The sequence below is a fragment of the Pseudomonas sp. JL3 genome (genome assembly GCF_031570575.1).
Taxonomy (GTDB): domain Bacteria; phylum Pseudomonadota; class Gammaproteobacteria; order Pseudomonadales; family Pseudomonadaceae; genus Aquipseudomonas; species Aquipseudomonas cucumis.
In genome coordinates, this window is sequence record NZ_JAKWJK010000004.1 from 40,145 (window position 1) to 55,063 (window position 14,919).

The 14,919-nt window shown below is 59.5% G+C and carries 14 protein-coding genes; 1 reads left to right on the forward strand and 13 read right to left on the reverse strand.

Going from position 1 to position 14,919, the window contains the following annotated elements; all coding sequences use genetic code 11:
* Positions 1-9: 9 nt before the first annotated feature.
* Positions 10-651, forward strand: coding sequence for a toluene tolerance protein (locus MMG91_RS09470; RefSeq protein ID WP_310659431.1), 642 nt, complete (start codon positions 10-12; stop codon positions 649-651).
* Between the two features lie 43 nt (positions 652-694).
* On the opposite strand, the gene MMG91_RS09475 is transcribed toward MMG91_RS09470, so the two are convergent.
* The 13 genes from MMG91_RS09475 to waaC form a co-directional block, all read right to left on the reverse strand.
* Positions 695-1,846, reverse strand: a complete 1,152-nt coding sequence (locus tag MMG91_RS09475) for an O-antigen ligase domain-containing protein (protein WP_310659432.1) — start codon at positions 1,844-1,846, stop codon at positions 695-697.
* Positions 1,847-1,850: 4 nt separating this feature from the next.
* On the reverse strand, positions 1,851-2,618 hold the full coding sequence (locus tag MMG91_RS09480; protein WP_052965132.1) for a glycosyltransferase family A protein: 768 nt from the start codon (positions 2,616-2,618) through the stop codon (positions 1,851-1,853).
* 39 nt (positions 2,619-2,657) lie between these two features.
* Positions 2,658-3,614, reverse strand: coding sequence for a glycosyltransferase (locus MMG91_RS09485; protein ID WP_305504206.1), 957 nt, complete (start codon positions 3,612-3,614; stop codon positions 2,658-2,660).
* Positions 3,611-5,041 (reverse strand): PIG-L family deacetylase, encoded by a 1,431-nt coding sequence (locus MMG91_RS09490; RefSeq protein ID WP_310659433.1) that lies wholly within the window; start codon positions 5,039-5,041, stop codon positions 3,611-3,613. The genes MMG91_RS09485 and MMG91_RS09490 overlap by 4 nt, the downstream gene beginning before the upstream one ends.
* 8 nt (positions 5,042-5,049) lie before the next feature.
* Positions 5,050-5,946, reverse strand: coding sequence for an antimicrobial resistance protein Mig-14 (locus MMG91_RS09495; RefSeq protein ID WP_305504204.1), 897 nt, complete (start codon positions 5,944-5,946; stop codon positions 5,050-5,052).
* Positions 5,946-7,076, reverse strand: coding sequence for a glycosyltransferase (locus MMG91_RS09500; protein WP_305504203.1), 1,131 nt, complete (start codon positions 7,074-7,076; stop codon positions 5,946-5,948). Before MMG91_RS09500 ends, MMG91_RS09495 begins: the two co-directional genes overlap by 1 nt.
* On the reverse strand, positions 7,060-8,817 hold the full coding sequence (locus MMG91_RS09505; protein WP_105340523.1) for a carbamoyltransferase: 1,758 nt from the start codon (positions 8,815-8,817) through the stop codon (positions 7,060-7,062). Before MMG91_RS09505 ends, MMG91_RS09500 begins: the two co-directional genes overlap by 17 nt.
* Positions 8,818-8,996: 179 nt before the next feature.
* The gene (locus MMG91_RS09510) at positions 8,997-10,448 is read right to left on the reverse strand and encodes a lipopolysaccharide kinase InaA family protein (protein ID WP_310659434.1); all 1,452 of its coding nucleotides are present in this window, start codon (positions 10,446-10,448) and stop codon (positions 8,997-8,999) included.
* A complete protein-coding gene (locus MMG91_RS09515; RefSeq protein ID WP_310659435.1) occupies positions 10,448-11,200 on the reverse strand; it encodes a lipopolysaccharide kinase InaA family protein in 753 nt (250 codons plus the stop codon). The genes MMG91_RS09510 and MMG91_RS09515 overlap by 1 nt, the downstream gene beginning before the upstream one ends.
* The gene (locus tag MMG91_RS09520; protein ID WP_305504200.1) at positions 11,197-11,931 is read right to left on the reverse strand and encodes a lipopolysaccharide kinase InaA family protein; all 735 of its coding nucleotides are present in this window, start codon (positions 11,929-11,931) and stop codon (positions 11,197-11,199) included. Before MMG91_RS09520 ends, MMG91_RS09515 begins: the two co-directional genes overlap by 4 nt.
* A complete protein-coding gene (rfaP, locus tag MMG91_RS09525; RefSeq protein WP_310659436.1) occupies positions 11,931-12,737 on the reverse strand; it encodes a lipopolysaccharide core heptose(I) kinase RfaP in 807 nt (268 codons plus the stop codon). Before rfaP ends, MMG91_RS09520 begins: the two co-directional genes overlap by 1 nt.
* The gene (locus MMG91_RS09530; RefSeq protein WP_310659437.1) at positions 12,737-13,858 is read right to left on the reverse strand and encodes a glycosyltransferase family 4 protein; all 1,122 of its coding nucleotides are present in this window, start codon (positions 13,856-13,858) and stop codon (positions 12,737-12,739) included. Before MMG91_RS09530 ends, rfaP begins: the two co-directional genes overlap by 1 nt.
* Positions 13,858-14,919 carry a lipopolysaccharide heptosyltransferase I gene (gene waaC, locus MMG91_RS09535; protein ID WP_310659438.1) on the reverse strand — a complete coding sequence of 354 codons (1,062 nt, stop codon included), beginning with the start codon at positions 14,917-14,919 and terminating at the stop codon, positions 13,858-13,860. The genes MMG91_RS09530 and waaC overlap by 1 nt, the downstream gene beginning before the upstream one ends.

Below are 14,919 nucleotides of genomic sequence, written 5' to 3' on the forward strand. Positions count from 1 at the left end.
GGAGTATTGATGCAAGCGCTTGACCATACCCGATATCTCGCCCTGCGCGAGGATGCACAAGTCCTTGAAGCGGATGGTTCGGGGGATAAGGTTCTGCGATTGACGGACGGCTCGATCCTCAAGCTGTTTCGCCGCAAGCGCCTGCTTACATCGGCTGCCTGGTATCCATACGCCAAACGCTTTGCCGACAACTGCGATGCGTTGCGTGAACGGCAGATTCCCTGCCCGTCGATTCGCCAGGTCTACCGCATCCCGAGTATCGAGCGCGATGCTGTGCATTACGACCCGTTACCGGGCCAGACTCTGCGCCAACTGCTGGATACCCAAGACGATGCCGATCCATTGCGCGGTCAGCTTGGGGCCTTCATGGCCACTTTGCATGAGCGCGGGATCTACTTCCGCTCTGCGCACCTGGGCAATATCGTGCTCACGCCTGAGCATCAGCTGGGGCTGATCGACATTGCGGACATGCGGGTTTATCGCCGTCCGCTGCGCAAGACCCTGCGGCTGCGCAACTTCAAACATATGGTGCGCTATCCGCAAGACCGCCAATGGTTGCTCGACGGTCGCGGCGAAGTCTTCATAAACAATTACAGTCAGACCCAGAGCATCTGTTCCCCGGAGGAACTGAGCATCGCCCTGAAAAAATGATCCAGACACCTTCGTCCCCCGGCGCGGGGACGAAGATCCGGTATTACGCCAGCGCCTGGCGCTGCGCTTGCAACGCTCGCCCGAGGATCATCGCCGCCGGCAACAGGACCAGCGGCCACAACTCGTCCGGGTTGCCGATCAACAGGCTGCCATCGAAGTTCAGCATCACCAGCGCACACGCCAGATAGACGCCCCACACATCACGCAAACGCCAAGCCTGCCAAATAGTGCTCGCCATCAACACGACAAACAACGCCAGCGCCACCGCGCCACTGTACAGCCCAAGCGCCACGTAGATGTTGTGCGGATGCTGAATCGGCATCCAGCCATCAAGCAGCCGGGGGGTGTGAAAGTTGATGCCACAGCCCAACATCCAGCCGCAGTTTCGCCATTCGCCGACCATGATATTAAAGATTTCGATACGGTATGAATCGCCTCGAGACCAGAGCGACTGATACCACGCTTCGTTGTGCACCATCAGAAACAGCAGACCCAGGACCACAACCCCCAGCGCCACGACACTCCCCACCAACCGCGGCTTGTGGTAAAGGCCGTAAAGCAACCAGACGCCCAACAGGAATACAACCCCCACCAACGCTGTGCGCGCCTGGAGGATGAAGACCACCGCAAATATCGAGAAGACGACGGCCAGCGCCCCTTCGATCCACTTTCGCTCCCTGAGCCAGGTTGGCAACGCCAACGCTAGCGCACAAAGCAGCCAGATGCCGGCGTAGATAACATTCTGCAAACGTGCCGGAAGCAGGGCTACACGGCTGCCGACAGCGTATTCACCCGTTACCCAGCTGTAGAGTGCGCAGCCGAAAATGTACAACGCCAGAATCCAGAATTGCCCACGAACAAACGCAGGGCTGCGGAAAAACTGCGGATCGGTGAATGCGCCGATCACCATGACGAACATCCACACATAGAAGACGTGTTTGAAGAACTGAAACTGCCCGGCAATCGTCGCAGGCACCAGAAACCACAGAATGAACGCCGTCCAGGCCCATACCAACGGCTGCTTGAACAGGCCAGAGCCTCGTTGCTTGATCAGGAACACCAGGCCCGGCAATACCATCAGGCTGTAAAACAGATTGTTAGTCCACTTGGACGACCAACCGACCACAAAACTCAGAAGAAACAGGCAGAGTGCCGCTCCAAAATACGACGCAATGGTGATCTTTCCAGGTTTCATACCGTTAGATTCCATGAAGCACCCAACCCGTTGCCAAGCCGATAATAAGGACCGCTATCAGCTTGAGCCGATCGAGACGTTTGCGCTTCAACTTGTTCACACGCTCCTGTGGAACCACCACATGCTCACCGAAACCGGTATGCAATACCGCGTCGTTTTCCAGAATCAACGCGTAGCGGTTTTCCCCGGCATATAGACGCGACAGGTCTTTCTCTCCGGAAAACCCGGAATACGGTGCATGCAACAGGTAATCCGCGCGACGGCGTAGCCCCGGGTTAAAGGAAAAACCCTGCCAGTCGGCTTTGTGCGAGCCCAGCACGTAGAAAGGAATGCCATGGCTGACTTTTCGTTCGCCCAGGAACACATAAGGACTGTGAACCATCAGGTCATGATTGAAGCTACGCAACCATACCTGAAGCGCCTGCGGATCTTCCTCCAACAGGCGTTGGGATTCTTCGATAAACCCTTCGCGATAGAAATCCCAGTCGTCTTCGCAATGGAAAATCCACGACGTCTGCACCTGAGCGTAGGCGGCATCGATGGATCGCAACTGACCCAGACGCGGATTGTTGATGAAGAACTGGGTGTGTGCCCTCCAGTGTTCCGGAATACAGGCCTCTACGGCACTGTCGCCGGAGTCCTCGGTAATGAACACTTTACGGATGGGGGCCGTGTTGAACCGGTCAAGTGTCTCCAGAGTCCGCTTCAACAAATCGAAGCGACCGCAACTGGTGATGACGATCGAAATGTCGCTAGTCTCACTGAACAGCATTTATTTGCACCGCACCATTGATTGTTTAATCGCCCGGCTTTACAGCCCCAGCGACAAGCGTAGTTTTTCTTTCCAGCTCAGCGGGACATGCCTGCGTAGCGGTGCCCGCATGGCATCGACAATTGCATGCCCCACCGCCCGGAAGGTGTAGCGCTGCTCTACCAGAGCCTGCCCGGCCAACGAAATGGCCTCGGTCAGCTGCGGGGACGCGCGCAACACGGCGAGTTTCTCTTTGAGTTCATCGCGCGTTCGATAGAGCACAATATTTTGCATATCGACAAAACCCAGCGCGCGATTCTCTGCTTCCCCTTGATCGTAAGCAAACAGCACGCAACCACAGGCCATGGCCTCGAAATTCTTGATCATGTATTCGCCCATGCCGACATCGGCACTCACGAAATAACGGATCCGGCTCAACGTCTCGCAGTATTCCTCACCCGACTTGGTGCGCGTGATCAACAGGTTTTCGACCTCGGCCACCGACTCGAGCATGGCCTTGCGACCGGCATACGCCACACTGTTGAGACTGCCGACGAACCCCAACTCGATATCCCGTTCGCGCTGGCAGTTTTGCAACAGCGCCTGGTCGTAGCCCTTGGGTACGAAATGCGCGTCAAAACCTTCATCACGCAAGCGCTCACTGACCATGAAACCCGAACTGATCACACGTGCCCAGGGCAGCTTGCGGTAATGGGCGCTGAACTTGCCGGTGTATTTGCACGGGATATAGTTTTGATACGCGTCGTGTTCGAGAATAACCAGGTTGGGCAGGGTCTGTATGAACCTCACCTGTCTGATTTCTTTTTTGAAGCGCAGGAACAATACGATCCGGTCATAGAGGGTCACATCGACGTGCTTGCGAAAATACCCACGCAAGTCGTCCTGCTCCGCACTGGTCAATTCACGCTTGTCGCAATCGCATTGCTCGGCGATACCGTCATACAGGCGATCGAGGATCGCTCGTTGCTCTTTCTGCACCAGAAACAGAACTTTCAATTGGCCTCTCTCTTTCCAGACAGCTCTTGGACCCAGAACAACTCGTGACGTCGCACCGTTTTACGGAAAAATTCGTTCTCACCGAATACCGGCCAGCGCCGAGCCACCAAGCAACGCTGCAGCACCCGGCGAAGCAAACGCTTGAAGGGAAGCCGGGGCTGAAGGTCGTGCATCATGCCCAACGACATTGCCTTGTGCCACTGATTTTCGGTCGACAGACAAAGCGCCCAGGGACGCAATGGTTCATGCGTATCCATCTGTGGCGGCAGTGCCACGCCTGTGCCAGCGTCGCCCATTGGCCAGCGATCGTTGTCGTGCAAATGATTGGCGTAATGCAATAAAGTGTCGGGCTGCCAGGTTGTGCCGCCCAGTGCCTGCATCACTGCCTGCTGCGAGCATAGATGGTCTGGGTGCGGGTCGAAACGCGGATGCGGCAAGACAATGACCTGGGGCTCGATACGCTCGATCAACTCGCGCAGATCTGCCAGCAGATTGTTCCAGGACGGCAGGCCATCGACGTCACTGCCCAGGGCAAACGGATTGAACCGTCGGAAATATCGGATATCGCCTAGCTGTGCCTCACGGGACGTTACGGCCTCGGCCGGTGCGCTCTGCATGGCCGGCAACTGCAGACAGAAATAACCCAGCTGAATACAGCGTTCCTGAGGCACGCCTCCCCACAACGGCACGCTGATACTGTCCCAGGCACGCAACGAGCCTTTCAACCGGGATGCTTCGACGCCATCGAGCCCCATCTGTCGATAGTGCCCCGCCTCGATTTCACCAGCGGTCAGGGTCACGATCCAGCTTTCACTCGCACCGCTGTACAACCCGAATGCAGCCAGCTCGGCATCGTCGGCGTGAGGTGCGATCACCATCACCCGCTGACGGCGGTAGTCCGGATGCTCGAGCGCCCAGAGCACGGGCTCGCCGAGCAATTGGCAGAAACGCCCGCGCAAACGCAGCTCACCTTGCGACAGCACCCGCGCCTGCCCCGTGAGATTCAGATAACGCAGGCCATTTACACCGCGCTCAAAGGTTTGTCGGTCGGGATTATCGCCACCCGCCAACTCGACGACGGGATCGATAAAGCGCCCCAGCCACGTGCTTTTCACCCGCAACGCCAGCACCAGCGTAGCGTCATCGACCAGCATGACACCCTCGTCCAGCCGCAGTCGCTCACCGTCGAGATGAATTTTTGGCTGCGGGGTGTACGGCGGGAAGCTGTATTGATAATCGTCTTTGGGCGAATAAAACAGATGATCGGCGAACCACGCCTCATGGGCAATCCAGCCCAGCACTGCTAGCACCAGCGGTAGCCACCAGGCGACCAGCACGCCAATAGCGGTCAACAGTATCAGCGCGATCAACAGGCCAATGCGTTTGTTGCGCCGATGGCGCTTGAGCAGTTGCTGTTTGCGACTCATGGGTTGGCTCATACGGTGAAGACCGGCACAGAGTTGCACCAACGATCCTTGTACTCACGGTCGGTCCGACCAAAGGAAAACCGCAGGGGCTTATTCAGCGCGCGTGCATGTTCCCAGGCACTTTGGGTGTTGAGAAAACTCAGCACGCTACCAGGGCTGAATTCCCGGGTCTGGGGATCGACACCGCCGTTGACGTACTCGACGCTGATCCACTCCGGCGCCTCGACGCGGTACACCAATTGAATCGCAATCGGTGCGTCGTTGAGGAAAATCACCGAGCCAATGAGCAGCTCGCGCAACAGCTCGATCACCTCGCCCATGCGCTCGGCACCAGTGGCCGGGAAACCCCAGCGACGCTGGAACAGGTCGCAATAGATAGCCGCCAGCTCGCGGCTGGAGAACTCGGTAACCGGCCGCGCCAAACCGCCCGCCTCTTCCAGCAAGCGCAACTCACGGCGCTGGTTGTAGCGAAACTTCTTCGACAGCTCTTCAGGCGTTCGCGCCATAGCCAGCTGTTCGACCTGCAGCTTCATTCCGGTGAAACGACCTTCATTCAAGGCCGACAAGTAACGGCCGCGATGGCGCAATGGTGCCTGGGCATCCGCGGCGGCCGGCAGGATCAACTCGGCGTTGCCGAGGTCGAACAGACCCTTTTTACCACTGCGCTTGAGCACGTCCTTGGACAGCGCCAGGTCGCGCCCCCAGGTCGGGATGGCGGCTTTCACTTCGCCGTTCTGTTCCCAGGCCAGATAGCGCACCGGAATGTCCGCCAACTGTGCCAGACGCTCGACCACTAGAGGATGAGTCGCGACGCTACCGCCAAAACGTTGCCAGGCTTGTGCATAAGTCGAGGCGTCGACCTGCGCCCAGCCACGTTCGCGCCAGCCTTGAAATCGGTTGAGCATCAGCCCCTCGGTGCCAGTTCGGTGACATGCGGCAAATGCCAGAAAGCATCGCGTACCGCGCGATCGGAGAAGCGCTCACGCAAGCGGTCGAACATCAGTTCGGCACACTGGCGACGTTGCTGTTCGTCCATCGCGGCCAGATGTTGCAACCCTTGAGCCAGATGCTCGGCATCGCCCAATGGAAACAGAATACCCACGCCTTCGACCACTTCCCTGGCCCCACCGCACGCGGTCGCGAGCAACGGCACGCCGGCGGCCATGGCCTCCAGCAATACCATGCCGAACGGTTCGTGATCGGAACTCAGGGCAAACACATCGAAAGCGCGGAAGTAACGACGCGCCTCGGGCACCTGGCCGAGGAACAGCACGCGATCGCCGATACCCAGTTCGCGCGCCAGGGCCTTGAGGTCCTGTTCCAGCCGACCGCTGCCAAGGATCACCAACTGACTGTTGGCCGGCAACCCCGGCAATGCCGCGGCAAAACCGTGTAGCAGCGTGACCTGATCCTTGTCCGGATGCAGGCGCCCGACGTTGCCGACGATCCAGGCATCCATCGACAGACCGAGGGTTTCCCGGGCCTCGCGAACCGATACCTGACTGGTCTGCAAGGCCTGCACATCAATACGGTTATAAAGCGTCTGAATCCGCTCGACCGGCCATTTCGGCAAACAACGGCGCATGTCGTCACGCACCGCATCGGAGACTCCGAGCAGGCTAAGACGCTTGCGGAAAATATGCGCGAACAGTTTGCGGGTGGCGCGCTGGTAATCGCCAAATGCGTGATGCACGCCAATGACCGGCAACGAAGTGCCGAGCAAGGCGATGTAGATCGGTTTGAAACGGTGAGCAATGCAGAAACTGAAATTACGCGAGGCGGCGATCTTGCGCAGATCGCCGATGGCGCCCAGCTTCAAGCCACGAATGGCCTTGGAGCTATATTCCATGAACAGCACTTCATCGGAAGCGCAGCTCGCGGCGACTTCGGCATCGGCGACCCCGGTCAGAAACACCGTGGTCACTCGATAACCTGTCCCCGCGAACAGACTGGCGTACTGCCGCGCGCAGTCCAGAAACGGCCCGTCATAGCCGTGACAGAACTGCAGCACATGGCGTTCAGCCGAGCGTGTCATAAGCGTCCGCACCTTCTTTGACCACCAGAATGTCTTCCATGATCAGATACTGCAGGTCGGAGCCGAAGAACATATTCAAGGCGTCGGTCGGCGAGCAGATCATCGGCTCGCCACGACGGTTGAGCGAGGTGTTCAGCGACACGCCGTTACCGGTCAGCACTTCCAGCGCCTTCATCATGTCGTAGTAGCGCGGGTTGTATTCGCGCTTGAGCACCTGGGCCCGGGACGTGCCGTCTTCATGGACAACTTCCGGCACGCGGGTTTTCCACTCTTCAGCCACTTCGAAGGTGAAAGTCATGAACGGTGCCGGGTGATCGATCTTGATCATCTGCGGTGCAACGGTGTCGAGCATCGACGGGCAGAAAGGCCTCCAGCGCTCGCGGAACTTGATTTGATGATTGATGCGATCCGCCACACCGGCCACGCTCGGGCAGCCAATGATCGAGCGACCGCCCAAGGCGCGCGGACCGAATTCCATGCGGCCCTGGAACCAGGCCACCGGGTTGCCATCGACCATGATTTTGGCGATTTGCTCCGGCATGTTGTCGAGCTTGCGCCACTTTGGCTTGTCGGCGTGACGGGCGCAGGCTGCGATCACGTCTTCGTTGCTGTAGGACGGGCCGAGGTAGACGTGTTCCATCTTCTCGACCGGTACACCACGGGCGTGGGACACGTAAGCCGCAGCGCCAACCGCGGTTCCGGCATCGCCGGACGCAGGCTGAACGAACAGCTCTTTGATGTCGTCGCGGGCGATGATTTTCTGGTTCAGCTTGACGTTCAACGCACAGCCACCGGCGAAGGCCAGTTTGCCGGTTTCCTTGAGCACATCGCCCAGGTAATGGTCGATCATCTGCAACGCCAGTTTCTCGAACAGCGCTTGCATGCTCGCGGCGTAATGAATGTACGGCTCGTCGGCGATGTCGCCTTCACGCTTTGGCCCCAGCCACTCGATCAGCTTCGGCGAGAAGTAGAAACCTTTGCCCTTCTCTTTATAGCGACGCAGGCCGATGACGTTGGCGTAGTCGGTGTTGATCACCAGCTCGCCGTTCTCGAACGAGGCCAGGCGCGAGAAATCGTATTTGCTGGCGTCGCCGTACGGCGCCATGCCCATGACCTTGAATTCACCGTCGAGCATCTCGAAACCGAGGAACTCGGTGATTGCGCCGTACAGACCGCCGAGGGAGTCCGGATCGAAGAATTCCTTGATCTTGTGGATCTTGCCGTTTTCGCCATAACCGAAGAAGGTCGTGGCGTACTCGCCCTTGCCGTCGATCCCCAGGATCGCGGTTTTCTCTTTGAAACCAGAGCAGTGATAAGCACTGGAGGCGTGGGCCAGGTGGTGCTCGACCGGCTCGATCTTGATTTTCTTCGGATCGAAGCCCAGTTGCTCGAGGCACCAGACAATCTTGTTGCGATAGCGCTTGTAGCGACGGTTGCCCATCAGGATCGCGTCGAGGGCGCGGTCCGGGGCATACCAGTAACGCTTGGCGTAGTGCCAGCGAGCCTTGCCGAACAGGCTGATCGGCGCGAACGGAATCGCTACCACATCAACGTCGGACGGCTTGATGCCCGCCTGCTCGAGGCAGAACTTCGCGGATTCGTAAGGCATGCGGTTCTTTGCATGTTTATCGCGCACGAAGCGCTCTTCTTCAGCCGCCGCGACCAGCTTGCCGTCGATATACAGGGCTGCGGAAGGATCATGGCTAAGGGCGCCGGACAGGCCAAGAATCGTCAATGCCACAGGGGTCTAGCCTCTTTAGTCTGCATGCAGGCGCAACGCGCCTCAAAAATTAATGTGCCCTCGCAAGGGGCGAGAGACAGCTAAAGGGCGGGATTATAGCGTAAACGTCGCGGGAATGACCCTCATGCCAGTCAGTTATGTGGGAGCGGTCTTGCCCGCGATAGGGACGAAGACCCGATTCAGGCAGCGCCAGAGATATCTTTGGGCAGACGCTGATCAATCACTTGGTACAGCGCACTGCTCTCGGGCCAGTTGCGCATGAACCGCGCCCGATCCCGCGCATAGGCCGGGGCAAAGCTGCTGAGCGAGCCATGCTGACACATCGAATCCAGATCGATCAGCGCCCAACCATCCTGCTGCCAAAACAGGTTATGACCCTTGAAATCTCCATGGCTGATCCGCTCGCGAATCAGCTCGGCGAACAGGTGATCCAGAGCCTGCAATTCGGCTTCCGGTGCCTCGCCACTTTCAACGTACGGCGCAAACCGCTCGATAATGTCCGGTCCCGGCAAATACTCGGTCACCAGGTACGCCCGGCTGCGCAGCCAGAGAAAACGCTTCTCCAGTAACGCCAACGGCTTGGGTGTGGCGATGCCCAGGAACGCCAGGCGATTACCTTCACGCCATGAGTGCCAGGCGCGGCTCGGGCGCCAGAAACGTTTGAGCCAATGGGCAAAGCCTTTGATGTTGTAGCGCTTGACCACCAATGTGCGACCCGCCACCTCGACCTTGCCGACGCTCGCCGCGCCGCCGGTCTTGTACAGATGGCCTTGATCGAGCAAGGCATCGGCCTGCTCCAGCACCGGCAACATCGCCGCCTCTTCCTCACGGCGAATCGCCCGCAAGCCGAATGCGCCGCGCTGGACGCTGAACAACGTGCATTCGCGGCCGACCTTGATCAGGAAATCCTTCAAACGCCAGCGACGGACCTTGTCGATCTGCTTCTGCAACGCTTCCATGGGCAAGGCATGCTCGCCGTTTTCCAGCAGGTAATACACCAGTAATTCTTCGGTGAAGGGTTCCAGGGATTTGGGCAACTGGGCGAAAAACACTCCGAGGTTTTCCAGGACTTTCTGCTGTGACAGTGGCTTGCCAGCCGTCTCGGCACAGATCCCGGCGCCATCGATCAAATACAACTGACCGCCATGGCGCAGCAGGTTGTCCAGGTGCAGGTCTTCCTGCCACAGGCCCTTGCTATGCAGATGGCCGATCGCGCCCAAGGCCTCGGCCAGCACCGCTGATTGTTCATCCGCCAACACCGGCAAGTGCTCGACCTGTTGCCAGGCATCCCCCAGGCTCTCGGCCCCCTCGAGGAAATCGAACATCAGCCAGCCGCCCTCGCCGTCCTTCAGGCCATCAGCCAATAGCAACGGTGTGGTCAGCCCCTGAGCGGCAAGCAAACGCACGCCGTCCAGCTCACGCTGAAAATGCCGCGCCGCTTTACTGCCGACCAGCAGCTTGGCCAGCACCGGCCGACCGCGCCAGACGCCGGCGCCCACATAACGTTGCCCCGGCAATACCCGCAACAGGCTCAGCAATTGCAACTCTGCAGCCCCCGCGGCATCGGCCAGTGGAATGCTTAGAGGCAGGCTCGGGCTGCGGCCCGCGTTTTTCAGCTCGGACAAACGCATCAGCGCGCCTCCTTGTGACTGCGCCGCGCACTCAGGCGCGATACCCAACTGTCCACCAGCGAGCTGTTCAATGGCTGATCCAGATAAACCGCCAACAACTCGCGCAGCTGACTTGCGCTCCATTCTGGCGCCCGACGCAGCAACGGCTCCAGGTCCTTGACCCGATCGCGCTGGCCGAACAACAGTGGGCGGGTTTTTTCCAGATCGATCAACTGAGCCTGATAACCGTCACCAGTGGCCTGGAGAAAAATATGCTTGGGATAGAAGCAACCGTGCAGTTGACGCACCTCGTGCAGGCGTCGCGCGAGCTGCCCACAAGCTTTCAGAATTGCCGAGTGCTGCGCCGCGCTCAGGTCGGACCAGCGCTGCAACAGTGAATCCAGATCATCCCAACCGTCCAGCGCGCGGGTCAGCAGAATCGCCCGGACTTCGCCGTCGACCTTGCGCTCACCGAAGAACGCCGCCTGCAGCGCCGGAACACCCAGTTTCCGATAACGAGTGATGTTGCGAAACTCACGGGCAAAACTTGGCTCGCCAAAGGGCGAATGCCATGTATGCATCAGGTAGTTGCTCTGGCGCTTGAGGTAGTAGCCATGACCTTCCAGCTCCAACCGAAACACACTGCTCCAGCCACCCCGACCGGTGTTGGGTTCATCCACGGCTTCGAGCTGTTTGGCCCAAAGTGCATCGAAGGTACCGAGGCCATGACGCTCAAGCAGCGCACGGTCTTCAGCAGCCAGAAAATCAGTCATTCGCGCCCCTCGAAAAATCTCACCACGTGTCGAATCCGTTTCTTGTCCGCGGCATCGAGCCGATTGCGTTGGCGGTACTGCAGGTAGAAGCGCAGGCGCTGGGTGGCCGACAGGTGATATTTGGCAACTTTGTCCAGACAAGCCAGGTCCTTGGTGATCCGGTACTTGAGCCAGAAGCCGCGCCAGAAATCACCGTTGGGGCAGTCGATCAGAAACAGCCGCGCCTCATCGTCAATCAGCAGATTGCGCCACTTCAAATCATTATGGGTAAACCGGTGGTCGTGCATGGTCCGGGTATAGCCCGCCAGCTGTCGACTGATGTTGTCGACCCAGGCGCGGTCCGCCAGCTTCGGATCATGCCGGTCAGCCAGGACGGACAAGTCTTCGGTATGGGGCAGTTCGCGTGTGATCATCGCCCCACGGTCGTAAGCCACGCCGCGTCGTTCCAGCCCCCAGGCCACTACTTCGGCGGTGGGAATGCCCCACTTGGCGAAACGCTTGAGGTTCTGCCATTCGGCTTTCACTCGCGGCTTGCCCAGGTAACGGCGCAGGCCTTTGCCGGCGCCGACGTAGCGCTTGACGTAATAGTTGACGCCATTGCGCTGGACGCGAATGACCTCGGACAGTGGATCGCGGGTCAGTCGCTCGCCCTTGAGCGCGAACACCGCGTCAAGGCTGCCGAAGTCTTCTGCCAGATCGCTGTAAGCAGGTTCCAGTGTCCAACCCGACATCAGAGCGCATCCCCATATCGCTGTTTACGCTCGTAGAGCTTGTTGGCCTTGCCTTCGAGCCATGCCAGCAATCCCGCTTCTTCTGCCAGAATCTGGCGCAGCGGCTGCTGGAAGTAACCCTTGAGGAAACGCAGTTTGTCGCGACGGGTCAGGCCAATGTCCAGCGCCGAAAAATACAGCGCCGCCAGGTCCTTGTTGCGCCAGCGTTGGGTAATCGTCGGACGGGTCTGGGCACGGTGCAGATCGATCACCGACAGCTTGAAATCGTCGGCTGTTACCGGTTTGTCGGTGTGCAGCAGGAAGTGGCAGATGTAGCAGTCGCGGTGGTTGACCCCGGCGCGGTGCATCATGCCGGTCATGCGCGCGACTTCGGCGATCAAGGCGCGCTTGAGTTTTGGTTCGGGCGGCTGCTTGACCCAGTCGATGCTGAAATCTTCGAGGCTGACGGTGGGCGCCAGCTCTTCAGTGACGATGAACGAATGCTGGTCCGCCGGGTTGCTGCCCTTTTCGCCGTAAGCGACGGCGGTCATAGTCGGCACGCCGACTTCTTGCAGGCGCTGAATGGCCTTCCACTCCTGGCCCGCGCCCAGCACCGGCAGCTTGGCGGTCAGCAGGTTCTTGAAGATCTCGCCCCAGCCGATGCCCCGGTGGATTTTCACAAAGAACCCGTGGCCATTTACTTCAGTACGCAGCGTCCGGCGCGCTTCAAGTTCGCGGTACACCTCGCCCTTGAGGCCCTCGACTTCGGCGAACGGATCCCGTCCGGCCCAGAGGCTCTTGAACGGTTCAGCCAGCATCAACTTCATTAAGCGTGCTCCGCCAGAATCACATCAGCCGCGTGCTGCGGCATGCTGTAGAGGTCGGCCGTCTCGGCGAAGGCCAGACCATTGCGGCTCCAGGCCGCCCGTGCATTTGCGTCATTCAACATGCCGGTCAGGTACTGAGTCAGTTGCGTCTGATCGAAGGGTTCGTCCAGCACCAGACCGGCGTCGGCCTCGGCAATGTAATGGGCGTACCCGCACACCGCGCTCACCAGCACCGGCAAGCCGGCCACCACGGCTTCAAGCAGCACCGTCCCGGTATTTTCGTTATACGCCGGGTGGATCAACAGATCGGCACCGAGCAGGAAACGCGGGATATCGCTACGGCCCTTGAGGAACTGCACGTTGTCGCCGAGCCCTAATGTGGCGCTCTGCAACTGGAATACTTTGGGGTCGTCCTGGCCAATTACAAACAGTCGGGTACGTTTTTTCAGCTCGGCAGGCAAGGCGGCCAGCGCCTTGAGGCTGCGGTCCACACCTTTGGTCTTGAACCCGGAGCCGATTTGCACCAGCAGCAGTTCATCATCTTTCAGGTTGAACTCGCGACGAAACCCGGCACGGACCTCGGCGGCATTGGCCGGCGCGCGACGGTCCTGAGAGATGCCCGGCGGCAGCAGATGGAAGCGCGCAAGCGGCGTGTCGTAATGCTTGATGAACAGCGGCTGCTGGACTTCGGAAATCATCAACACTTCGGTCTTGGCATCCTTGGCGAACACCGCGCGCTCGTACTCGGCGAAGTGCCGGTAGCGGCCCCAACGACGGTACAGCGAGTTGCGCAGATTCTGCGCTTTGTCTTCGAAGCAGCCGTCGGCGGCGTAGTAAACGTCCAGACCCGGCATCTTGTTGAAACCGATCAGGCGGTCCACCGGACGCTTGGCCAGATCAGCCTCCATCCACTCGGTGAGCTTCTCGTTGCGTCGATGATTGAAGAACGCCTTGACTGGTGCCACCAGCACTTCGAAACCCGGTGGAATATCGCCTTCCCAGATCAGTGTGTAGACGCGAATCTGATGGCCGCGCTGCTGACACTCCAGGGCGATGCGCATGAAATCGCGCTGCAAGCCCCCGAATGGAAAGTACTTGTACAGGACAAATGCCAATTGCATCAGCGCAGCTCCTCAGCCAGTAACAACGTGCTCAGTCGGCTCGCGACACGCTCGGGATTCAGACGCGTGAAGCACAGGGGCCACTCGCGTTTCAGGTCGAACCGACGGGCATCGTCGGCCGTCGGTTGATAGGTGCATTTCTTTTGCAGGCACGGGGCGCAGGGAAAGTCGCTGGCCATGTGAATCTGCGACTTGCCGTACGCGCCGGTCAGGCCCGGGTTAGTCGGGCCGAACAGCGACAGGGTCGGTACGTCCAGCGCCGCAGCGAGGTGACCGAGCCCGGTGTCCACCGCTACGCAGGCTTGCGCTCCGGCCAGGACTTTGCCGACCCCCGCCAGGTTCAGTTTGGGCAGCACTTCGACGTGCTTCATGTCTTTGGCGATGCGCTCGGCGCGGGCCTTTTCGACGGCATTACCCCACGGCAGCTTCACCGCCACGCCGAGATAACCCACCCGCTCGGCCAGCTCGCGCCAATAGGCTTCGGGCCAGTGCTTGGTGTCCCAAGTGGTGCCATGGAGAAACACCACGTACGGATTCTTGCGCGGCAACTCCACCAACCGTTCAACGTTCAGGCCATAGTCGCCCAAGCCTTTGGGCAGGTCGTAACCCAGGGCCACTGCGAACAGCTGACGCACTCGCTCTACCGCGTGCTGCCCACGGGCCACGGCCAGACGTCGGGAATAGAATCGCGCGGCGATTGGTTCGCGGGCCGAGTTTTTGTCCAGCCCCGCCACCGGGGCTTTGGCGTAGCGGGTCAGCAACGCGCTTTTCAGCAGGCCCTGGGCATCGATCACCAAGTCATATTTGGTCGCGCGAATGCTTTGTTTGAAGCGTTTCCACTCGCCACTCTTGATGGTCTGCCAGATGTTCTTGCGCCAGCGACGGATCGCCACCGGAATCACCTTGCCCACGGCCGGGTGCCAGGTCGGAATCTCGGCGAAGCCTTCTTCCACCACCCAGTCGAACGTGATGCCGGGGATCGCCCGCGCCGCGTCGGTCAACGCTGGCAACGCATGAATCACGTCGCCCAGCGAAGAAGTCTTGATCAACAGTACCCGCAA